The organism is Flavobacterium sp. (genome assembly GCF_049318325.1).
Classification (GTDB): Bacteria; Bacteroidota; Bacteroidia; order Flavobacteriales; family Flavobacteriaceae; genus Flavobacterium.
On sequence record NZ_JBMOGQ010000026.1, the window covers coordinates 1 to 22589 of the forward strand.

Here is a 22589-nt window from a genome sequence, read left to right on the forward strand (position 1 = left end):
TTGCTAACTATAATTCGATAAACTTTAGTCAGTACCTTTTTTGTTAGGTATATTTCTTCAATAAAAGTATTAAATCGATAATTCTCGACGAATATCCTATTTCATTGTCATACCAACCTACAACTTTAACCATTTTTCCAATAACAGATGTTAGTTGAGCATCAAAAAGGCAAGAGTTTTTATTGCCAATAATATCAACTGATACAATTGGATCTTCAGTATAATCAAGTATTCCTTTCAGTGATGATTGCGATGCTTTTTTAAAGGCAGCATTAATTTCTGCAATAGAGACTTCCTTTTTAACATAACAAGTTATATCAGTTAAAGAACCATCTGGAACAGGGACACGAATTCCGCTTCCGCCAATTTTCCCTTCCATTTCTGGAAAGATTTTGGTTAAAGCTTTTGCTGCTCCAGTCGTTGTTGGAACAATACTTTGACTTGCACCTCGAGCGCGACGTAAATCTTTGTGAGGCTGGTCGTGTAAGCTTTGATCTGTTGTGTATGAATGTACGGTTGTTATATAAGCTTGTTCAATGCCACAAAGCTCATTTATAACTTTTATCATTGGCGCAGCATTGTTGGTTGTACAACTTGCGTTTGAAACTATTTTTTCGCTTCCATCTATTATATTTTCGTTAACACCAAGAACTACGGTTTTAATTTGTCCTTCCTGTTCGCTAACGCTCAAGTCAGGTACTTCGTAAGGTGCAGAGAGAATTACTTTTTTGGCACCAGCCAAAATGTGCTTGTTGATATCTGTAAAAGTGCTGTATTTACCCGTACTTTCTATTACAAAATCAATATCACTCCATTTAAGGTTTGTGATTTCTCTTTCGTGAAAAAACAAATACGGCTTTCCGTCTACAATTATCGATAGGTCATCAAAGGAAACGTCAAAAGGTAAAACTCCATGAATACTGTCGTATTTTATTAAATGCGCCATCGTTTTGTTATCGGCTATGTCATTGATAGCAACAACTTCAATCGATGGATGGTTGAGCAACAACCGGAAAAGATTTCTTCCGATACGTCCAAAACCATTGATGGCGATGCGTGTTTTCAAATTTGTAATTGTTAATTCGTAATTCTATAAAATATGTTTCTCAGCATGATATGACGAACGAACTAACGGACCGCTTTCTACATGACGGAATCCCATTTCCTTACCTAGTTTTTCATATTTTACGAATTGTTCCGGAGTAATGAATTCTTTGACGGGCAAATGTTTTTTACTTGGTTGTAAATATTGACCGATAGTAACTATGTCTACATTTTGATCCCGCAAATCTCGCATAGTTTGTATTACTTCCTCTTCGGTTTCTCCAAGTCCAAGCATAATGCCCGATTTGGTTCTACGAATTCCTTGGTCTTTTAGGTATTTTAGAACGGCTAAACTTCGGTCATATTTTGCCTGAATACGAACTTCACGAGTCAAACGACGAACAGTTTCTACATTATGCGATACTACTTCAGGATTGGCTTCAACAATTCTGTCAATAATTCTTTCAACACCTTGAAAATCGGGAATTAGCGTTTCTAAAGTTGTTTCCGGATTCATACGACGTATCGCTTGAACAGTTTCTAACCAAATGATAGAACCCATATCTTTTAGATCGTCTCGATCAACACTGGTAATAACGGCGTGTTTTATTTTCATGATTTTGATAGAACGCGCTACTTTTTCGGGTTCATCCCAATCTATTGTTTCAGGGCGACCAGTTTTTACACCACAAAAACCACAAGATCTTGTGCATATATTTCCCAGAATCATAAAGGTTGCAGTGCCTTCTCCCCAGCATTCTCCCATATTTGGACAACTTCCCGAAGCGCAAATAGTGTTGAGTTTGTATTTGTCAACTAAGCCTCGTAGTTCGGAGTATTTCTGTCCGATAGGTAATTTTACTTTTAGCCATTTTGGTTTAGCTCCAGTTAGTTCGGCTTTGCCTCGTGTGCCAATAGGTAAATTATTGTCTAGGATGGTTTCCATTAGTAAATTTTTTGCGGTACAAAGATAAAGAATGTAGTTTGAAGATTTGTTGATTTTAGAATTCAGTTTTCTTATCCACAAATAAAGAAATCAAATTATACATTATTTACTCCACAAAATCCATTTCTCGGTTATGGGTTTCACTTATTGTGAGCGTAGCATAAATTCCTAGTGTAAATGCTATTGCTCCTACAATTTTTGCTGATATAATTACGCTGCGGGTTTGTTTTAAATAATCAAAGCCAATAAGCATTAGTGGAACAGAACCTCTTATCATATTAGGTACACTTGTAGTAGCTGTGCTTCGAAGGTTGGTGCCAAATTGTTCTGCTGCGACAGTAACTAACATCGCCCAAAAACCAGATCCGAAACCGATCCAAAAGCAATAAAAATAGTACATGTTTTCGGTTTTCTTTCCACTAAAAAGCATCATTACAACTCCAACTAGCGTTAAAAGTAACATATATAAGATAGCTTTTTTTCTTGATTTTAAAACATGTGAAAACCATCCGCTGGAAAAATCACTTATCGAAGTGGCGATATAGGCCCACATAATTGCCTTTCCAGGATTGATGGAAGCTATACCCATTTCGGGAGCAAATTGGTTGGCCATAAAAACCAAAATTCCCATACAATACCAGATTGGAATTCCCATAAAAACACAACGCATGTATTTCATGAATAAGACTTTATTGGAAAAAAACGAAAAGAAATTACCACGCTTAATTGCTTTGTTTTCTTTCACCGCTTTAAAAATTCCACTTTCAGCTACACTGATTCTCAACACTAATAATGCTATGCCTAGTAAACCTCCAATAATGTATGCTGTTGTCCAGCTTTCTACTAATTCAACAGTAAATTGGGCAACCACAGCTCCGAGTACGCCAAACCCAGCTACAATTGACGTTCCGATAGCGCGTAATTCTTTAGGTAAAGTCTCAGAAACTAAAGTGATTCCGGCTCCTAATTCCCCTGCCAAACCAATTCCTGCAATAAATCGCAAAACGGCGTAAATAGTTCCTTTGTCAGCAAAATTCATTTGTGGTAAAAAACCGCAGGCAATATTGGCCAATGAATACACTATAATAGAGCCAAACAAGACAGATAGCCGACCTTTTTTATCGCCATAAACACCCCAAATGATTCCGCCAAGCACAAGTCCAATCATTTGATAATTGATAATCATGGTGCCAACTTTATCTGCATCCAATCCCATGCTTATTAAACTTGGAATTCGCACAATACCAAAAAGCAATAAATCATAAATATCAACAAAATAACCAAGAGCTGCTATTATTACGGGAAAGCTTAATAGAATTCGAAGTTTTTCTTTGAAGGTAAATTGTTTCATTTTTATAATTTTAATTTGTTAAATATAAAAATAAGAAAACCTGAAAGAATTTAAATTTTCAGGCTTATCCTCTTTTTTGTTATTCCCAAAAACGAGGAAACTATTTTTAAATCTGATTATAAGATTCCTCCTCTGTCGGAATGAAAATATTGTAAGTTATATTTAATTTCTTTTATGTGTTATAATCCCAAAGCGGATTTTGTTTTTTTAAATAACCCATCTTTATGCAGCATTACTGAAATTGCTTTTAATCGAACATAGGGAATGCTTATGTAAACAAATCCATCTTTCCCTGATTGCGTTCCCCAAGAATTCTTTACTTTGTAATATAAATTTCCTTTTTGGTCAGCAACTTTACCCACAATGTGCATTAAGTGGTCGTCTTGTGTGTTATAATTTTCAAATTCCGACTGACGATAGTCTGCAGAAATCTTTTTCTCTGGTTTGATTTCCGTTAAAATAGTTGAGGCATCATTATCATTTTCAGGCACAACAGCTATTCCAAATTTACCCGAAAAAGTACTTTCGCTAACATCAGTATCTAGTGCAAGTGTAAAACCTTTATCTAGAGCATTATCAATGTTTTGTATAAATTCATCTAAAGGCAAGTTATACATGCTTCCATTAGCGAAATTATCAGGAACACTTAAAATAAATTTAGAATAAGAAGGCTGATTGGTAAATGAAGTAATCGTCACATAATCATCTAAATTAAGTTTAGTAGTGCCTAAAAACTGCATAGGAGTAAGTCTCTTGTCTGCTGTAACTGTTTTAGTATCGATAGAATTATTAGGTGTTAGTAATAAAGAGTTTTCATCAAATTTTCCCATATAGTTATCTAGTATAGCAGTATAATCTTTCTTCCAATTAGGATACTTTTTAGGAGTTTCTGCCACTGCTTTTTTAACAACAGTTTCTAGTTCTTCCACCATTTTAGAATGATCAAAATTTAATTCAGGTTTAGTTTTTCCGGTAAAATTACTTTCAGGAACAATACCATATTTACGCGCACTATTAATGACATCGTGGCTCAAACCACCTTCGCTAAATTGCGCTTTTCCTTGACGCATTACATAATTCTCCGCTTTGTCAAGATAAGTATTACGCACATTATACATTTCCGAAAGGTCTATTTTCTTACCTGTTAAACGAATGATTTCAGCTTCTAAGAACGAGGTAGTGGAGAAACTCCAACATGTTCCCGTTTGACCTTGAGAGATTACGGGTGTTGCTTCGATATCTTTAATGGTATGAAATTCATAAGCTTGAGAAAATCCGGTGTAACTAATTAGTAAGAATGTAATGTAAAATAGTGGTTTGTTCATATGGATTTACTATTTGTTTTTTGTAGTTAAGAGTAAAAAATGCTTTATTTTTACGCTAAAATAAAGCAATTTATTTTTCATAACTTTTATTTTAACAAATTTTAGTAATTACATGAATTCAATCAATTGGAAAATAGTTAACCATTTTGAAGATATAACCTATAAGAAATGTAACGGCGTAGCCCGAATTGCTTTCAACAGACCTAATGTTCGCAATGCATTTCGTCCAAAAACAACCAGTGAATTGCTTCAAGCTTTCCATGATGCTCAGGAGGACACTTCCATTGGTGTAGTATTGCTTTCTGCTGAAGGGCCAAGTTCTAAAGATGGAGTTTGGTCATTTTGTTCTGGAGGCGATCAAAAAGCCAGAGGACAACAAGGATATGTGGGTGAAGATGGTTACCACCGATTAAACATTTTAGATGTGCAACGATTGATACGTTTTATGCCAAAAGCAGTAATTGCTGTTGTTCCCGGTTGGGCCGTTGGTGGTGGACATAGTTTGCATGTAGTTTGCGATTTGACATTAGCCAGTAAAGAACACGCTATTTTTAAACAAACCGATGCTGATGTAACGAGTTTTGACGGGGGATATGGTTCAGCGTATTTAGCAAAAATGGTTGGTCAAAAGAAAGCACGTGAGATTTTCTTTTTAGGAAGAAATTATTCTGCACAAGAAGCTTTTGATATGGGAATGGTTAATGCAGTAATTCCGCATGATAAATTAGAAAATACTGCCTATGAATGGGCTCAGGAAATACTAGCCAAATCACCTACTTCCATAAAAATGCTGAAATTTGCCATGAACTTGACGGATGACGGAATGGTTGGACAACAAGTCTTTGCCGGTGAAGCTACAAGATTAGCTTATATGACTGATGAAGCCAAAGAAGGAAGAGATGCTTTCTTAGAAAAAAGAAAGCCGAATTTTGAAAAGAAATGGTTACCGTAATTAGTTTTCAGTATTCAGTTGCAGTTGGCAGTAAAAAAATGAATCTGATATCAATAATCTAAAATCTAATATCAAAAATGAAACACTGGATTGAAGCCGCACGGTTGCGTACGTTACCACTATCCGTATCTGGAATTATAGTAGGGAGTTTTTATGCCATGTCGCAAGCAATGTTCAACTGGAATATAGTGCTTTTTGCCTTGTTAACTACATTGGGTTTACAGATACTTTCCAATTTCGCCAATGATTATGGCGATGGTATTAAAGGAACGGACAACGATGATAGGATTGGTCCAAAACGAACCATTCAAAAAGGTGTTATTACACCATTTGCAATGAAAAATGCCATGATTTTAACTTCGGTAATCACCTTGTTTTTTGCTATTTTACTAATCTATTTTGCCTTTAAAGAAAGTTATCTGCTTTATTCCTTTATCTTTTTGTTTTTGGGAATTTTAGCTATTGCTTCGGCCATACGTTACACTGTTGGAAATAGTGCTTATGGGTATCGTGGTTATGGAGATTTTTTTGTTTTTATTTTCTTCGGATTGGTAAGTACTTTTGGCGTGTATTTTATGTTTTCAAAAGAAATAGATTGGTTGTTATTATTGCCTGCAACGGCTATTGGTTTTTTGAGTGTTGGCGTTTTAAACTTAAATAATATGCGTGATGAAGAAAGCGATAGAAAGGCCGGAAAGAATACGATAGTTGTTCAAAAAGGAGGTCAATGGGCAAAAAAATACCATTACTTTTTAGTTATTTCGGCTATGGTTTTGGTTATTGCTTTTGCGTACTTAAATGATTTTCATATTGATCAGTACCTATTTCTAGCTGCGTATTTCCCGTTAACCGGGCATCTAATTAGAGTGGGTAAAAACAGAAATCCAAAACTATTGGATCCTGAGTTAAAGAAATTGGCATTGAGCACATTTTTTCTTTCTATTTTATTGGCTTTAAGTTTAATCTATTTTGTTTCTGATTTGTTGGTTAATTATATTTAATTTATTTTGATATGAAAATTACATTCTACGGACACGCTTGCATCGGAATTGAAGTAAGTGGGAAACACATACTCGTTGATCCTTTTATTACAGCTAATGAAAAAGCAGTTAACATTGATGTAAACGAAATAAAAGCAGATTACATATTGCTTACACATGCGCACCAAGATCATACTTTAGATGTTGAGGAAATTGCTAAAAGAACCAATGCGGTGATTGTTTCCAATTGGGAGATAGCTACTTATTATGGCAATAAAGGCTTTCAATACCATCCGATGAATCACGGTGGAAGCTGGCAATTTGATTTTGGAAAAGTGAAATATGTTGCTGCAGTGCATTCGAGTTCCTTTGCTGATGGTACTTATGGTGGAAATCCCGGAGGATTTGTAATAGAAGGTGAGCACAAAAACATCTACATCTCTGGCGATACAGCGCTTACTATGGATATGAAACTAATTCCAATGCGCACAAAGCTGGATTTAGCAATTTTTCCTATTGGAAATAACTTCACTATGGATGTCGAAGATGCTATTATGGCTGCTGATTTTGTGGATTGCGAAAAGATTTTGGGTTGTCATTACGATACGTTTAGTTTTATTGTGATCAATCATGATGAAGCCAAAAAGAAATTTTTTGATGCCGGAAAAGATTTAATGCTCTTAGATATTGGAGAAAGCATTTCGCTTTAATGATGAAAGCATCTTACTTCAAATATATACTTCATTTTAAAAACCCTTCCGGAACCTCAAGAGGTATTTTAACCGATAAAGAAACTTGGTTTATCATTTTGGAAAAAGACGGTAAAAATGGAATAGGCGAGTGCGGAATTCTGCGTGGACTTTCTGCAGATGACCGACCTGATTATGAAGAAAAATTACAATGGACTTGTCAAAATATTCATCTCGGCGAACAAAAACTTTGGGAGGAATTAATCGAATTTCCATCAATTCAATTTGGAATGGAGATGGCTTTTTTGTCATTGCAAAGTGAAAATCCATTCGTTTTATTTCCTTCAGATTTTACAAAAAATACCAAAAGTATTTTGATAAATGGTTTGGTTTGGATGGGTGATGAAGCCTTCATGAAAACCCAAATTGAAGACAAAATTGCGCAAGGTTTTAGCTGTGTAAAATTAAAAATTGGCGCTATAGATTTTGACAAAGAAATTGATTTATTGCGCTTTATTCGAGCTAATTTTGATAAAAACACTATCGAAATTCGAGTTGATGCTAACGGTGCTTTTTATGAAAATGATGCTTTACATAAAATTAATCAAATAACTGGTTTTGAAATTCATAGCATTGAACAACCGATTAAAAAAAATCATACTGACATGATGTCAGTACTGTGTAAAAATAGCCAAATTCCTATAGCTTTGGATGAGGAACTTATAGGTGTCTTTTCAGCTGAAGACAAGATAAGTTTACTTCAAAAAATCAGACCAGAATACATCGTTTTAAAGCCAAGTTTTGTTGGTGGATTTCGTGGTACATTGGAATGGATTTCTACAGCTGAAAAATTAAATATTGGTTGGTGGATTACTTCCGCTTTAGAAAGCAATGTTGGTTTGAACGCAATTGCTCAATTTACTTTTATGCAAAATAATTTGATGCCTCAAGGATTAGGAACCGGAAGTTTATATACCAATAATTTTGATTGTCCTTTAGAAGTTTTTCAAGGTCAATTATGGTATAGAAAAGAAATAGATTGGAAATTTATTATATAAAAAGTTAGCGTTATTATGAAAAAAATTGCCTTCTCCATTTTGTTTTTTACAACTATTATTTATTCTCAAAGCATCGACCAAAAAATGCTCAAGAATATTTATAATTTTTCATTGACAAATTCAAAGTGTTATTCGTGGTTAGATGATTTGTCTAATAAAATTGGTTCACGATTGTCGGGTTCAGTTGGCGCCGAAAAAGGAGTAGCCTATGTCAAAGCACAACTAGAAACTTTAGGTTTAGACAAAGTATATCTTCAGGAAGTAATGGTGCCAAAATGGGTAAGAGGCGAAAAAGAAACCGCTTATTTTATGGATAATAAAACCAAAGTTACTATTCCAATTTGTGCTCTTGGTGGTTCAATTGCAACTTCAAAATCGGGTTTAACAGCTGAAGTTATAGAAGTAAAAAGTTTGAAAGAACTTGAAACTCTTGGTGAAGAAAAGTTAAAAGGTAAAATAATATTTTACAACCGGCCTTTTGAACCTGAAAATATTGATGCTTTTAAATCGTATGGAAAATGTGTTGATCAAAGATATTACGGTGCTAAAGAAGCCACTAAATATGGAGCTGTGGGAACAATAGTTCGTTCTATGAATTTTAGATTGGATGATTTTCCGCATACAGGAGCACAAAGTTATGGTGATATTCCAAAGGATAACTATATTCCAACAGCAGCTATAAGTACCAATGCCGCCGAGTTATTGAGTAAAAAACTAAAAGAGAATAGTAAACTGAAATTTTACATGAAGCTTTCTTGTCAAACTTTAGATGATGTGCTTTCTTATAACGTAATCGGTGAAATTACGGGCTCAGTTCATCCTGAAAAAATTATGACCGTTGGCGGACATCTCGACTCTTGGGATTTAGCCGATGGTTCTCATGATGATGGTGCTGGAGTAGTACAAAGTATGGCAGTTCTAGAGAGTTTTAAAAAACTAAATTATAAACCCAAAAATACCATCAGAGTAGTACTGTTTATGAATGAGGAAAACGGTGGCAGAGGCGGAAAGAAATACGAAGAAGTATCAAAACTGAATAATGAGAACCACATATTTGCACTAGAAAGTGATTCTGGTGGATTTTCGCCAAGAGGATTTACTTTTGAATGTGATGAGGCTAATTTCCAAAAAGTTAACAGTTGGAAGTATTTATTTGAACCCTATTTGATTCATAATTTTGTAAAAGGTGGAACAGGTTCAGATATTGAACCGTTAACCTCAAAAAAAATTGTTAAGGCTGGATTACAGCCTGATTCACAACGCTATTTTGATTACCATCATGCCGCTAACGACACTTTTGACGCGGTTAATAAAAGAGAATTAGAACTTGGTGCTGCAACAATGGCCTTCTTAATGTATTTGTTTGATCAATATGGTATTGATTAGTTGTGTAAGCTTTAAAAAGCCTGGGAACTAAAATATTTTATTTTATAAACTGAAAATTCCTCCGAAGGCAATTATTCGTTGCAAAAATAGAAAATGTTGTGATGCACTATCTCCTGGGTTGTTTGTTGTTCGGATATCGTTCATATTGATATAGCCACCTTTCAATTCTGTTTGAATAAAGAAGTATTTGAAGAATGTGAAGTTTAGGCCAACTTTAGCAGATATTCCAAATCCTGATACATGAAAATCATCATGCCTTTCTTTGTCAAGCAATGTAGCATTGGTCTTTGGATACAATATACCGGCTCCAACACCTTCCGTTATATTTACTTGAAACTTATCGGTATTTCTAATTTTAAAAATCTTTGAAATATCATCTACGCGAGAAAATTCGGTATTAATGTAATTTAAGCCATCTGTGTGTTCAAATTTTAAAAAAGTACCATCAGTCATATCAATGGTATGATTTCCAGATGGCAAATAAACTCCGGCATAATCTGGATAAGAAGTTCCAACAACACCTGCAATTTCAACATTCTGATTTTGAATCATTACATATTTCATATGATCAAGTCCAATGGAAATATTATAATGATCGTTAATGAAATAACCAATTCTAAGATTTGTTTGCGGAATAGTCATTCGTGAGGGATTCAAGTAGTCCACATGCCAACCTTTTGGTTTGTCGTTTGCCATTACATCATAAAGGGTAAAATCATAATCTGGTCCTTTAAAATGGATGTCTGATTTGGAAAAACTCTCGCGATTCCCTCCCCAAAACACAAACATTTTTCCCTTGTTGTGAGCAGTATATTTTTCAGGATTAGCTGTTTTTTCTTGAGCAGAAACAGCTTGTGATAAGGCAAAAAAAGTTGCGAATAAAAATAATATTATTTTTTTCAAGATGATTTATTGTTAAAATTGATTGATTGCTTTTTTGATGGCAATCAATCGGGTCATTAAGCCTTCAAAATAGTCTAAATGTAACATATTAGCGCCGTCACTTTTGGCATTAGAGGGATCAAAATGAGTTTCTATAAATATACCATCAACGCCTACAACAATTCCAGCTCTGGCAATAGTTTCAATCATATCAGGTCTTCCACCAGTTACGCCTGCCGTTTGATTGGGTTGTTGTAACGAATGGGTAACATCTAAAACGGTTGTTGCATACTGTTGCATAGTGGGTATACCTCGAAAATCAACAATCATATCTTGATAACCAAACATCGTTCCTCTATCGGTGACCATTACATTTCCATTGTTGCAATCCAACACTTTTTGAACCGCATGTTTCATGCTTTCCGGACTCATAAATTGTCCTTTTTTTAAATTGACTACTTTTCCAGTATTTGCTGCGGCTACAACTAAATCAGTCTGGCGAACCAAAAAAGCAGGAATTTGCAAAACATCTACATATTGTGCTGCTTTGTCTGCATCTTCATTAGTATGAATGTCTGTAACTGTTGGAATATGAAAGGTTTCTGAAACTTTACGAAGTATTTTTAATGCTTTTTCATCGCCAATTCCCGAAAAGCTATCAATTCTGGAGCGATTGGCTTTTTTAAAGGAACCCTTAAAAACGTATGGTATTTGTAATTTATCTGTAATTCCAACAAGTTTTTCGGCTATTCTCATAGCCATTTCTTCTCCTTCAATTGCACATGGACCTGCAAGAACGAAAAAATTTCCACTATCAGTATTTTTTATTTGTGGAATAGAATTTAGATTCATGAATTTTTATTTTTTGCATGCAAATATAAGGATATTTTGAGTATTTTTTTGGAGATCGTATGATAAGTTATTTTTTAATGGAAAGACCAATAGGAACGAGCAAATATCCTTTTTCATAAATGTTCACATACAATTTTATCGGCTCGGTTTGTCCTTCCCATTTTAACTCATACAAATCAAGAAAACCGGCACCAATTTCTGTTCTTTTGGTTGGAAATGGACAGCAGCTTTCGATTTTTGAAAAGGTTATCTTTTCGCCCTTTGGTCCGGCTAAAGCATTTAAAAAACGTTCCGCATTTAGGTTTTCATCTTTGGTGTTTCTATAAAAAACATTAATAGGATAATCAGGATCATAACCATACTTTTTGTCTTTACTGTATTCAGTTAATACAAAAGTGTTATTTGTTGTTAATGTTGGAGTTGGAGCATTGTCATCTACATTTTTTAAAGTAGATTTTGTACTAACGCAAGATGAGGTCGTTATTGCTATTAGAATTGCAACTAAAATTAGTTTGATTTTCATGATAAATAATTTTTTATTTTTTCTTTTACAATTATCATGCAAAAAGAGGTAAATCAAAAATAGTCAATTTATAGCAATAGTTTATAGACCCAAATCAAATGTATTTCTATTTTTGTAAAAAAAATATAGAATATGGATTTTTTAATACACACTTGGCATTGGTCAGTAGCAGGTTTTCTTATAGCCGTTGTAATGCTAATGCTCAATTATTTTGGAAAAGTTTTCGGAATGTCTTCCAATCTTCGCTCTTTATGTTCTATGACTGGTGTTGGAAAAAAAGTTCCCTTTTTTGATTGGGATTGGAAATCACAACGTTGGAATTTAGTTGTTGTTGTTGGCGCTATGATTGGAGGCTATGTAGCTGTTCATTTTTTAAGTGATGTTTCTAATGTTAACATAAATCCAAAAACTATTCAGCAATTATCTGAAATGGGAATCGATGCTCCAAATGGAAAATTATTACCCGATACATTATTTGGAAATCAAATATTTGAATCGCCAAAAATGATTGTCATCTTACTTGTTGGCGGATTGTTAATTGGTTTTGGATCGCGTTATGCTGGAGGTTGTACTTCGGGTCATGCTATTGCAGGAATGAGTAATTTACAATTGCCTTCTCTCAAAGCCGTTATTGGATTTTTTATAGGCGGGTTGATTATGTCGCATTATATTTTACCCTTATTTTTTTAAACTATGAATTTTATAAAATATTTGCTCGTTGGATTTTTCTTTGGTATCGTTTTAACCAAAGCAGAGGCAGTTTCTTGGTACCGAATTTATGAAATGTTTCAATTTCAATCTTTTCATATGTATGGTATTATTATGACAGCAATAGTTACTGGATTAATAGGTGTTCAGATTATAAAAAGAAAGAAATTAAAAGACATTGATGGCAACCAAATTTATATTCAGGATAAAGAAAAAGGAAATGTAAGATATTGGATTGGCGGTATTCTTTTTGGATTAGGTTGGGCGATGGTTGGCGCTTGTCCAGGACCAATCTTTATTCTTTTAGGTTCGGGTTTCTTGAGTGTTGTATTAATATTATTTGGTGCTATTCTCGGAACTTTTCTTTATGGTGTTTTCAAGGATAGATTACCCCATTAAAATTTAAATTTCACAATAAAGAAATGCTATTGTTCGCCACAAAAAAAAAGGTTTGAGTTTATCATGCCAATAATTGTTTTATTTAGTAAAGGAAAATCATTTCTTAATAGTTAATTGATTTAGATTAGTACAAGCCAAAAAACCTCATTTAATTCAATTCGTTATTAAAAAGGGATTTTTATTTCAAAATTTAAATCAGATATTATTTAATTATCTTTTTGAAAATAAGTTAGTTTTTTGTTAGCGAAAAAAGATACTTTTCTTGAAGAAATCTACGTCACAAATTTATTTACATTTGTTTTTATGAAAAAATCAGTTCTCTGTATTGGAGCCACTTTAGTAGATGAATTGTATTTCTGCGAGAATGACATTGTATCCAATTCTTCCAATCCGGCTCAAAAAGCTACGAGCATTGGGGGTGTAATAAGCAATATTGCTCAGCATTTAGCACTTTTAGAAGTTAAACCGGCTATTATTACGGCTTTCGGGAATGATGCAGAGGGTTTGTATATAAAAGATAGTTTTCAAAAAAAAGGGATAGCTTGCAACCAATCTGTATTAGCCGATAGCACTACTGGCAAATATGTTTCGATACTTCAACCAGATGGCAATTTGTATGTGGCCGTTTGTCAAGATAGCTGCAGGAAATATATATCGATATATTATTTAGAAACCCAAATCGATTACATCAAGGGTTTTGACATACTGATTATCGACACTAATCTAGAGAGTAAAACAATTCAGTGGCTGATCCATTTTGCTAAAGCACATCACAAACAACTAATCATAGAACCTGTTTCGGTTTCTAAGGCAGCAAAATTAGCAGCATTAGATTTAAATGGAGTTTTTATGTTAACACCTAACGAAGACGAACTCGCAGCGATGTGTGCAAATGTTACTTTAAAAGAGCAACTATTAGCATCACTTTTTGGAAGGGGAGTGCAAGCCATTTGGCTTAGGAAAGGAGCTGAGGGTTCAGAGTTGTTCACTGCTTTAAAAAGCCAGGCTTTGTCGGTTCCATCTATTAAAATTGTAGACAGTACCGGAGCTGGAGATGCCGCCTTGGCAGCTTGGGTTTTTGGTTATGTAAATGGTGAAGATGAAATGACTTGCTTGCAATTGGGACACACATTAGCGTTGGAAATATTAAAAATAAGAGGTGCTGTCGATACATCGGCAACGCCTAAAACACTTTATGAACGAAAGAAAACCTATTATAATGACTAAAAAGGAATATATAATTATTAGTCCTGAAGTGCAACATGCAATCGAGAATAATTTACCTATTGTAGCCCTAGAATCAACTATTATATCACACGGAATGCCATGGCCCAAAAATGCAATTACAGCTGCTGCTGTTGAAGATGTGGTAAGGCAAAATGGTGCTGTTCCGGCTACGATTGCAATACGAAACGGAAAATGTTTAGTTGGCTTGTCTAAAGAAGACATTGATTATTTTGCACAAACTAAAGATGTTTGGAAAGTTAGTTTACGTGATATGCCTTATGTCATTGCCCAACAATTGCCAGGTGCCACAACTGTAGCAGCTACAATGCGAATTGCTGCTATGGCCGGAATTAAGATCTTTGCTACGGGTGGTATCGGAGGTGTTCATCGTGGTGCAGAAGTAACCATGGATATTTCAGCTGATTTGACCGAGATGGCAACAACCAATGTAGCCATAATTGCCGCTGGTGTAAAATCAATATTGGATATTGGCTTGACTTTGGAATATATGGAGACGATTGGCGTGCCAGTAGTTACTTATGGGCAGGACGAATTTCCGAGTTTTTATTCTTCTAAAAGTGGGTTTAAATCACCACTTCGTTTAGACACACCCAAAGCCATTGCCCAACTCTTAAGTGCCAAATGGGATTTAGATTTAAATGGTTCCTTGTTGATTGCCAATCCGGTTCCTGCTGAGTTTGAAATGGAACCAGCTATTATCGAAAAACACATTCTAAAAGCACTTAGCGAAGCCAATGAGAAAGGGATTAAAGGCAAATCAATAACTCCTTTCCTGTTAAAATTCATATCCGATAATACGGAAGGCGAAAGCTTAGAAGCCAACATTGCATTGATAAAAAACAATGCGAAAATTGCTGCAATGATTGCTGTGGCTTTACAAGGAATTAAATAGAATATACGCAACTGTACTTTTTCCAAAATGCTTTTTTGAGATTGAACAATATAAAATGAATATTATTATACTTACCCCAATGGAAATAGAACAAGAGAAAGTACATTATGCTTTGTCTCTTATTCCCGATTTGAAACATAATTATAATGTTCTCGTTTCTGGCATTGGTAGGGAGAGTACCGCAAAATCACTAATGAATTTACCCCATCATGATGTTTGTATTTTAATGGGTTTTGCAGCTTTAGTTGGAAACCAAAATGATTTACCAGCCTATTTAGGATTTGGAAAACCAATAGAAATTACAAATTCTTCTTTGTATGGTTACGAAGGTGGTTTGTTTGAAAATGGAAAAGCAATATTAACTGAGTCAAAACTGAATCTCCCTTGTTTATCTTCGCTAACTTCCGATAAATTTGTAAGAACAACCGATTTAGCTGAACGAACAGTTGTAAATATGGAAGACTATACCTTTATGTATTTAAAAAAGCCACAAGATTTTATTATCCGAATAATTTCTGATTTTCTTCCACACGATAGTGAAATAGATTTTTTTGAAGAAGTTAAACCAATCGATTTTTTTGAAGCCGTGCAATTGGTTGATTTGCATCTTTAAGTTAACAACACCTCATATTTTATTGCTATTGTCAAATACCTGGGCATAGCACAATCAATATTTCTTGGATTATAATTGTATTTGACACAATCTTAAAAAGTGTGTAATTATAAAAGCTAAGAGGTTTCAATAACCCTATTAGCTTTTTTTGGACAAAAGGTTATTTTCTTGTAAATCGCCAAAACAAATTAAACTGGTAAATCCTTTTTGTAGATTAATAGAAATGGCTACTAAATGCCATTAATTTATGTTAACCGAATTGGTGTTAGTAAAAGTAATTTAATAGTCCATTTTCTGTAATAAATAAGTTAATAATAAAGGTATTTAAATAAGGTTAGAATTTATAAACTTAACTAATAACCAAAAAACTATTTTGATACGTTATTAAAGTTTCTTTTTTCTTAAAAATGGTTTTGCTATTAGTGTAGCTTATATTTTGTAAAAGCATTTGATTATTGAGTTCTAGTAATTCAAATTGTAAATCTTTTATATTGAAATTTGCTGTTTGAAATTCATAACTACCAATAAAACCAATTTCTTTTTGCTCAATATAAATGCCTGGTTTTTGGGTGTTTTCGATTATTGATTTATTAGTAGTGTATAAGGGTATTAAGTATTGGTCTTGGTTTAGTTCATCAAGTTTTAGTTTGAGTATTTTTTTACCTTCTAACCAAAGTTCTATCTGATTTTTGTTAGTATTCATTAAACCACTCACTTTCTCACAAGGAAGTTTTTCTAATGAATCAACAGAGTTTAGTTTTAAGTGGTAATAGAAAAAAGGATCCAATACAGCCTGGTGGAGTGGTTGTTTTAACCGACCAGCAATTAACTCATAATACTCTTGTTCCATTGGATTTAGGTTGACTCGCTTTAGACTGAACAACTCTCCAAAAAGATTTAATTTTAGGGTTTGCATTTAATGGTTAGGGCTTATTTTCTCTAACAACAAAGCTTTAATATTTAGAGCTAATTTGTTTTTTGGGTCTAATTGCAAAGCAAAATTAATATCTTTTATTCCTGAATCATATTTTCCAACGGCATAATAGATACTCGCTCTTTCTTGGTAAGCAGCAAGAAAGTTGGGTTGAAGTGCTATGGCTTTTGTATAATCTGCGATAGCTTTTTGTGGTTGAACCATGTAAACATAACAAATCCCTCGATGGTAAAAAGAGTCCGCATAGCTTGAATCTATAGCAACAGCCGCATCGAAATAAGCAAGCGCCTGATTATACTTCAAGTTTTTTTCAGCATCAAAAGCTTTTTGCAGCAAATCATCGGGTGTTTGCTTTTGGCAACTGAGGAGAAGGACGGAAAATAATAAGTAAGGTTTCATAGGGATAAATGAAAATACCCCAAATTCCTTAGTAAGGATTTGGGAGTTGAAAATTTATAAATGAAGTAATATAAATTAAAAAGCTACAGAAATTAAATGAGAACTAGGGGAACCACCAATAGTTACTGCTATTTTTCTCCAATCATTTGGTCTTGTTACATCAGGTAAAATATCTCTAAAATTACCTACATGAAGTCCTGGAGGCAAAATAGATAATTCTGGAAAGCCATTAATTGGATCAACAATGAATTCAGAAATAGTATTTGGTGCTACCATACACAAATCCCATTTATCACATAGTAAATGATTGATACTCATAATTCTTGATTCAAGATTATATGGATTTAAATGGTTATTCCAAAAGTATGATGTTATACCAAAATGATTTAAATTTCTTCGAATTCTAGTATTATAAGATATTGAAAATGGGAATATATCTAATAGAAGAACGCCTTTACTTGCTAAACATATAAGTGTTTCAAATTTGTTACTTGGACATTCTTGAAAAGGAGGGCATCCCCATGTTATTCTAGGAGCATTTAACCATGGTGTTGGAGTCTTTCTCAGTCCAACAATTGTTCCGATGTGAATCAAATTATAAAAATAGGTGTTTGCTTGATCACCAACACAAAGGTTGAATGAACTAATGTTTTTTTTAGGAGCTGCTTCCCCAATCATCAAATATTTAATACATGGTTTTTCTTTTAATTTAAAAGTTCCATCAGCATTAAAAAAAGGATGTTCATAATACCAACCACCAACGGGAATAATTTGTCTGATATGACGTGTATTAATTCCTCTAAAAATATCAAGGTAATCCTCGAGCATATTTTCACGAATAACATAGTCAGCGTATGGAGGTGGTACTGCTATTCCAGTTATTGTAGCAAAAGAACCCATTCCACATGGATTGTGAATCCATAAATCGTTGTATTCTGCAATTGTAAGCATAATTTAATTTTTATTAGTTAATAATTATTTGTATTTTTCTAATAATTTTTCTTCGTTTACCTCACAAAACTCTCTAAATCTCCCTAAAAGAAAGGCCAATTCAGGCGAGCGTTCTCTAGCTGTTTTTCTGCTATCTGAATAAGTAAATAATTTTATTTTTATTTCTAAAGTTAATTCGTTTTTCTCCTTGTTAATTTCAGAGATAACCTGTGTGCTATGAATAGGAGCTGCCTGAACATATGTTGCAGCCCAACCTAAAAACCTTATCTCAACAGTTTCAACAGTTTCAAAACTTTTATGGCACCATACGCCTATGGAATTTTGAAAATATTTTTTTAAGTCTAGAGTTTTTACAAATTCTTCTGTAAAATATACCGTTTCATTTGAATTTGTTAATTTAGAAACTTTTAATTTAATAAATTGGTCAAGTCTATAATTTCTTATTTCGTCTGTTTTTTTATTAAAGGCGATTAAGTAATATAAGTTTTCATATAGTCTAATTTCGAGAGGTATAACTTCTTGCTTTGAATATTGATTCAAAGTTTCATCTAATTTATGAACACTAATGTAGTTAAATTCTATACACTCATTTCTTTTAATATGTCCCAAAATTGAAATAGACAATGCTATTATCCTATTTTCATTTTTTAAAGGTGATTTTGCAATAACAATAGCTTTTGCACTTTTTTGTTCTTCTTTACTAATATAAAATGTATCTGCTAAACCAAGTAATACTTTTTTTACTGCAGGTATATTTTTATATGGATTTAGAATACCAATTAAAAATGGTAAAGTCATTCTTTCTCCTTCATCTAATATATTAAATTCTGGAATTTCAGAATCTTCGGAAAAAATATAAATGTTTGAGGATCTTTGATATTTTACTTTGAATACATGAGAATTATTATCAAAATTTATTTCTTTGTTTAAATAAATAAAATTACCTTCTCTAATTGCTTGAATGTCTAATTGAATAGTTCTTATATTATATGACTGTTTTTCAAATCCTCTATTTGAAAAAGTACTATTAATATGTTTTTTCAATTGAACTAAACTAGCACCTACAATTAATTTTTTACATATTAATTGTATTCTCAATTGTCTATAACTTGCTTCTTTTATCATAATGCAAATATAGTTTTTAAGTACGCAATTAATTGCGTACAACTCCGTTATTTTTGCATCGAAATTTAAAAACTATACCAATGGATAAAACTAAAATAATCATCAACGGATCGAAGTTGAATTTTCCAGCAAAAGAGTTCACAAACTGTAACTATTACTTTTCAGCCATCCTTAAACAAAAGCAATTTTAAACTTAAAATCAAATGAAAAATTTATTTAAAAACGACTTACTAAACAGTATTTGTGCGGTTAACGAGCACAAGGGGCATTCTATTTTAGAGGACTATGATGTGCAATCGAGATTAAAAGAGGATTTAGACCGCATCCGTTTCTTTTTTGATATTGATGTCAATACAGCAGCTGTTATGGCGGTATTGCTTTGCGAACAAATTGCAGGAAACAATTTCAACGTCAACAAAGTAATGAAGTATTTAGGATACAAAACCATCAATATTTTGGAAGTTAATGCTCAACTTAACAATCTAAAAAAGAAAGGTTGGATAGTGCCTAATAGTAAAAACTATATAATTGAGACTATTGACGATTATCAATTCTCTAAAGACATTCTGAATTCAATTTTATTGCAAGATAAAAACGTTTTGGATATTATTGTCCCAAATGATGTGATAGAGGCTATGTATAGCATTATGAGATTTCTAAAAAATGTTCTTGTCGATACTGATAATGAATATATGATAGAAACAGTCTTACAATATGTCGAGCATTTTCGAGATTTTCCTCTAATTGATTCTATTTTTAAGAATAAGTTAATGAACAATGCAGAAAAAGCAGTTTTGTTCTATATCATGTCATTTTCAGCTGCTGGAGTTGAAGAATTTGACTTAAATTATGAATTAGAAAAGTTTTGTGCCGACCCTTCGTTTCCATTTTTGTTTATGAAAAGGGTAAGTTCTGAAAAAAGTATTCTCTTTAATGAAGGATATTTACAATTTAACGATCCTTTTGTAGCCGATTTTTCAAGGGTTTCTCTGGGAGAGCGTTTGAGAAATGAACTTGATATAAAGGACACTAACATAAATATTCCTTTTACTCCAAAATGGACGCAAATTATGCTGCCAGTAGATATTCCATCAAAAAAGTTATTCTTTAACAAAGTAAATCAAAGTCAAATCGATGAAGCTTTCAAACTTACATCTGATACTTACGATGATATAATAGCGCGATTCCAGCAACATGATTTGGCATCCGGATTGACATTTTTGTTGCATGGAACATCAGGAACAGGCAAAACAGAATTGGTAAAGCAATTGGCTAAAAAGAACAATAGAGTTATTTTAATTCTAGATATAAGTCAGATGCATTCAATACACAATTTTCAATCGATTCGATACATCAAAAATTTGTTTTCTGAATATAAGGCTGCTATAAAGTTCTATGAGCGCACTCCTATACTTCTGTTAAACGATGCGGACGCGATAATTAGCAATAGGGGTGTGGTAGAAAAAACAATTAACATAATCCATAATTCCGTTTTAAATGTTTTGCTTCAAGAGCTAGAAGACTTCAAGGGAATCTTTATAGCTACTACTAATAGGTTAATCAATATAGACAGCGCCTTTGACCATAGAATGTTGTATAAACTTCAATTTGAGAAGCCAAGTAAGAATACAAGATTGTCTATTCTAAAGCATAACTTTAAAGGTCTTCCACAAGACTTATTGGCAAAAGCAAGTAATGATTATGATTTTACAGGTGCTCAAATTGATAATGTAAAGAAAAGATGTCTTTCCGAAGAGCTGTTGTTTGGTGCTGAAAAATCAATTACTGAAAAATTCATTTCTTATATTGAACAAGAAGTGAACTTTAGAAAAACAGATAATCTAACCTAGGATTTCAATAAAAACACCGATAATACTTAACAAAATGTCAATTCTAGACCAATTATATGAAGACTTGCAAAACAACATAATCAAATAAAAAATAATACAAACACTTAAAATAATTAATTATGTTAAATGAAATTTTCATAGAAGATGTTACATCAAAAGTTACTTTTTTTTATCCTTGTTCAGGAATGGACATAAAGGCAATAACGGACCTGCTAGAGTATAAAGACGATTATCTTTGTATTGAAAATTTTGTCATGGCCGATTTGAACATATCAGAAGATAATTATCCTGAAATGCCTGGATATTGTAAAAGAATGCATTATTTTGATAATAAATTAGGACTTAATAAAATTGAAATTATTGAAAAAGAAGTCTATGGTGTAAATGAAATTGAGTTTATGATTAAAGACCAATTAGTGGATTATCCATTGGCAGAAAGATTCAATTATCTAGTTCAATATACTGTTGACCCAAAAGCCATTAGATATGAATTAAGATACAAATCAAAAGATTTTGTTTTGTACTTATTTCATTATGACGCTTTAATAATAATGAAAAAAATAAAAAATTTAAATTTGTTGAATTCTTTAAATTTAAGTGGTTTAATATTAAAAGGACATGTTTACGGATCTATAGGTAAAGACTTATTTGCGGATAAAATTATTGAATTTGACTCTCAAGTATTGATTTTAAATGACAAAAGCGATAACTATCCTAATTATGATTATGAATTAGATCGAATTAATGAAGATGACCAAAGCGTTCAATTCGCATATCTTCAAAATGAAAATTTAAAAAAACTAATCAAGCTAAAAAGTATAATGTGGCAATTGTAACGAAATACATGAAAAAATCAAAAATACTTTTCCTCACAGAAGCCGGAATTTCAGCCAAAAGTGGTCTACAAACCTTTCGTGACTCTGAAGAGGAACTGTGGGCCAATTACAAAATAGAAGATGTTTGTACTCCAGAATCCTAGGAAAAGAATCCTGTATTATTAGACTTTTACAACCAACGCCGAAAACAATGCAACAAAGCACAGCCTAATTTATCGCACGAACTATTCACTAAATTAGAAGAATTCTATGAAGTAGTAGTAATAACCCAAAACATAGACAACCTCCATGAACGAGCAGGCTCCACAAGAGTTATCCACCTTCATAGGGAACTGATGAAATCACGTTCAACAGCCAACCCAAATTACTATACGATAGGGAAGGAGATGTACTCCTGGGGGACCTTTGCGAACAAAGAGGCTCCGTAACCCTTATATTTTTATCAGTGTTTTCAAGGCTTCGCAAAGGTCATTTTTTATAGGTACACCTATAGGGTAACTAATTTTGACTACTTTATTTTAAGCAAGGTAAACATACGAAAATTAGTAATTGGTTGTTTACTTTTTTATTGATATTTTTTATTATAAATAATGTTTTTTAGTATAAAGATTAATTTATAGTATAAATGATATTTTTTTAGGTGCTT

Annotated in this window: 24 protein-coding genes and 1 pseudogene; 14 read left to right on the plus strand and 11 right to left on the minus strand. The window is 33.0% G+C overall.

Annotated features, from left to right (window positions below; translation table 11 throughout):
- Positions 1-43: 43 nt before the first annotated feature.
- The 4 genes from gap to ACOYLP_RS04135 form a co-directional block, all read right to left on the minus strand.
- Positions 44-1066 carry a type I glyceraldehyde-3-phosphate dehydrogenase gene (gap, locus tag ACOYLP_RS04120; RefSeq protein WP_422854914.1) on the minus strand — a complete coding sequence of 341 codons (1023 nt, stop codon included), beginning with the start codon at positions 1064-1066 and terminating at the stop codon, positions 44-46.
- A 24-nt stretch (positions 1067-1090) separates the two neighbouring features.
- Positions 1091-1990 (minus strand): lipoyl synthase, encoded by a 900-nt coding sequence (gene lipA, locus ACOYLP_RS04125; protein ID WP_422854915.1) that lies wholly within the window; start codon positions 1988-1990, stop codon positions 1091-1093.
- 106 nt (positions 1991-2096) lie between these two features.
- On the minus strand, positions 2097-3341 hold the full coding sequence (locus ACOYLP_RS04130; RefSeq protein ID WP_422854916.1) for an MFS transporter: 1245 nt from the start codon (positions 3339-3341) through the stop codon (positions 2097-2099).
- Between the two features lie 179 nt (positions 3342-3520).
- Complete coding sequence (locus ACOYLP_RS04135; protein WP_422854917.1) at positions 3521-4666, minus strand: C1 family peptidase; 1146 nt, start codon at positions 4664-4666, stop codon at positions 3521-3523.
- Positions 4667-4778: 112 nt separating this feature from the next.
- Here ACOYLP_RS04135 and ACOYLP_RS04140 point away from each other — a divergent pair, with 112 nt between their 5' ends.
- From ACOYLP_RS04140 to ACOYLP_RS04160, 5 genes are all read left to right on the plus strand, one after another.
- The gene (locus ACOYLP_RS04140) at positions 4779-5618 is read left to right on the plus strand and encodes a 1,4-dihydroxy-2-naphthoyl-CoA synthase (RefSeq protein WP_422854918.1); all 840 of its coding nucleotides are present in this window, start codon (positions 4779-4781) and stop codon (positions 5616-5618) included.
- Between the two features lie 77 nt (positions 5619-5695).
- Entirely contained in the window at positions 5696-6619 is a 924-nt protein-coding gene (menA, locus tag ACOYLP_RS04145) for a 1,4-dihydroxy-2-naphthoate octaprenyltransferase (protein ID WP_422854919.1), read from the plus strand.
- Positions 6620-6630: 11 nt separating this feature from the next.
- The gene (locus ACOYLP_RS04150; protein WP_422854920.1) at positions 6631-7308 is read left to right on the plus strand and encodes a metal-dependent hydrolase; all 678 of its coding nucleotides are present in this window, start codon (positions 6631-6633) and stop codon (positions 7306-7308) included.
- 2 nt (positions 7309-7310) lie between these two features.
- Positions 7311-8345: an o-succinylbenzoate synthase gene (locus tag ACOYLP_RS04155; RefSeq protein ID WP_422854921.1), complete on the plus strand. Its 1035-nt coding sequence runs from the start codon at positions 7311-7313 to the stop codon at positions 8343-8345.
- A 15-nt stretch (positions 8346-8360) separates the two neighbouring features.
- Positions 8361-9731: a M20/M25/M40 family metallo-hydrolase gene (locus ACOYLP_RS04160; protein WP_422854922.1), complete on the plus strand. Its 1371-nt coding sequence runs from the start codon at positions 8361-8363 to the stop codon at positions 9729-9731.
- Positions 9732-9773: 42 nt separating this feature from the next.
- Here the strand turns inward: ACOYLP_RS04160 and ACOYLP_RS04165 are convergent, their stop codons facing one another.
- The 3 genes from ACOYLP_RS04165 to ACOYLP_RS04175 all read right to left on the minus strand — a co-directional run bounded on the left by ACOYLP_RS04165 (position 9774) and on the right by ACOYLP_RS04175 (position 11988).
- Entirely contained in the window at positions 9774-10634 is an 861-nt protein-coding gene (locus tag ACOYLP_RS04165; RefSeq protein ID WP_422854923.1) for a hypothetical protein, read from the minus strand.
- Positions 10635-10646: 12 nt separating this feature from the next.
- The gene (kdsA, locus tag ACOYLP_RS04170) at positions 10647-11465 is read right to left on the minus strand and encodes a 3-deoxy-8-phosphooctulonate synthase (RefSeq protein ID WP_422854924.1); all 819 of its coding nucleotides are present in this window, start codon (positions 11463-11465) and stop codon (positions 10647-10649) included.
- Positions 11466-11532: 67 nt separating this feature from the next.
- Positions 11533-11988 carry a 2-dehydro-3-deoxyphosphooctonate aldolase gene (locus ACOYLP_RS04175; protein ID WP_422854925.1) on the minus strand — a complete coding sequence of 152 codons (456 nt, stop codon included), beginning with the start codon at positions 11986-11988 and terminating at the stop codon, positions 11533-11535.
- Between the two features lie 132 nt (positions 11989-12120).
- Between ACOYLP_RS04175 and ACOYLP_RS04180 the strand changes: the two genes are divergently transcribed.
- From ACOYLP_RS04180 to ACOYLP_RS04200, 5 genes are all read left to right on the plus strand, one after another.
- Positions 12121-12678, plus strand: coding sequence for a YeeE/YedE family protein (locus tag ACOYLP_RS04180; protein WP_422854926.1), 558 nt, complete (start codon positions 12121-12123; stop codon positions 12676-12678).
- A gap of 3 nt (positions 12679-12681) precedes the next feature.
- The gene (locus ACOYLP_RS04185; protein ID WP_422854927.1) at positions 12682-13095 is read left to right on the plus strand and encodes a DUF6691 family protein; all 414 of its coding nucleotides are present in this window, start codon (positions 12682-12684) and stop codon (positions 13093-13095) included.
- 303 nt (positions 13096-13398) lie between these two features.
- A complete protein-coding gene (locus tag ACOYLP_RS04190) occupies positions 13399-14322 on the plus strand; it encodes a PfkB family carbohydrate kinase (protein WP_422854928.1) in 924 nt (307 codons plus the stop codon).
- Positions 14291-15235: a pseudouridine-5'-phosphate glycosidase gene (locus tag ACOYLP_RS04195; protein WP_422854929.1), complete on the plus strand. Its 945-nt coding sequence runs from the start codon at positions 14291-14293 to the stop codon at positions 15233-15235. Before ACOYLP_RS04190 ends, ACOYLP_RS04195 begins: the two co-directional genes overlap by 32 nt.
- A 55-nt stretch (positions 15236-15290) precedes the next feature.
- Positions 15291-15848: a hypothetical protein gene (locus ACOYLP_RS04200; protein ID WP_422854930.1), complete on the plus strand. Its 558-nt coding sequence runs from the start codon at positions 15291-15293 to the stop codon at positions 15846-15848.
- Positions 15849-16197: 349 nt separating this feature from the next.
- Here the strand turns inward: ACOYLP_RS04200 and ACOYLP_RS04205 are convergent, their stop codons facing one another.
- The 4 genes from ACOYLP_RS04205 to ACOYLP_RS04220 all read right to left on the minus strand — a co-directional run bounded on the left by ACOYLP_RS04205 (position 16198) and on the right by ACOYLP_RS04220 (position 19257).
- Complete coding sequence (locus ACOYLP_RS04205; RefSeq protein WP_422854931.1) at positions 16198-16698, minus strand: hypothetical protein; 501 nt, start codon at positions 16696-16698, stop codon at positions 16198-16200.
- Between the two features lie 66 nt (positions 16699-16764).
- Positions 16765-17181, minus strand: coding sequence for a tetratricopeptide repeat protein (locus tag ACOYLP_RS04210; protein WP_422854932.1), 417 nt, complete (start codon positions 17179-17181; stop codon positions 16765-16767).
- Positions 17182-17256: 75 nt separating this feature from the next.
- The gene (locus ACOYLP_RS04215; RefSeq protein ID WP_422854933.1) at positions 17257-18132 is read right to left on the minus strand and encodes a hypothetical protein; all 876 of its coding nucleotides are present in this window, start codon (positions 18130-18132) and stop codon (positions 17257-17259) included.
- 24 nt (positions 18133-18156) lie between these two features.
- Positions 18157-19257: a WYL domain-containing protein gene (locus tag ACOYLP_RS04220; RefSeq protein ID WP_422854934.1), complete on the minus strand. Its 1101-nt coding sequence runs from the start codon at positions 19255-19257 to the stop codon at positions 18157-18159.
- Positions 19258-19460: 203 nt separating this feature from the next.
- On the opposite strand from ACOYLP_RS04220, the gene ACOYLP_RS04225 reads away from it, so the two are divergent.
- The 4 genes and pseudogenes from ACOYLP_RS04225 to ACOYLP_RS04240 all read left to right on the plus strand — a co-directional run.
- Complete coding sequence (locus ACOYLP_RS04225; RefSeq protein ID WP_422854935.1) at positions 19461-21107, plus strand: AAA family ATPase; 1647 nt, start codon at positions 19461-19463, stop codon at positions 21105-21107.
- 119 nt (positions 21108-21226) lie between these two features.
- Positions 21227-21943 carry a hypothetical protein gene (locus tag ACOYLP_RS04230; protein ID WP_422854936.1) on the plus strand — a complete coding sequence of 239 codons (717 nt, stop codon included), beginning with the start codon at positions 21227-21229 and terminating at the stop codon, positions 21941-21943.
- A complete protein-coding gene (locus tag ACOYLP_RS04235; protein WP_422854937.1) occupies positions 21931-22086 on the plus strand; it encodes a hypothetical protein in 156 nt (51 codons plus the stop codon). Before ACOYLP_RS04230 ends, ACOYLP_RS04235 begins: the two co-directional genes overlap by 13 nt.
- Positions 22087-22122: 36 nt before the next feature.
- Positions 22123-22371, plus strand: a pseudogene (locus ACOYLP_RS04240) (Sir2 family NAD-dependent protein deacetylase); the annotation flags it as partial.
- Positions 22372-22589 lie beyond the last annotated feature (218 nt).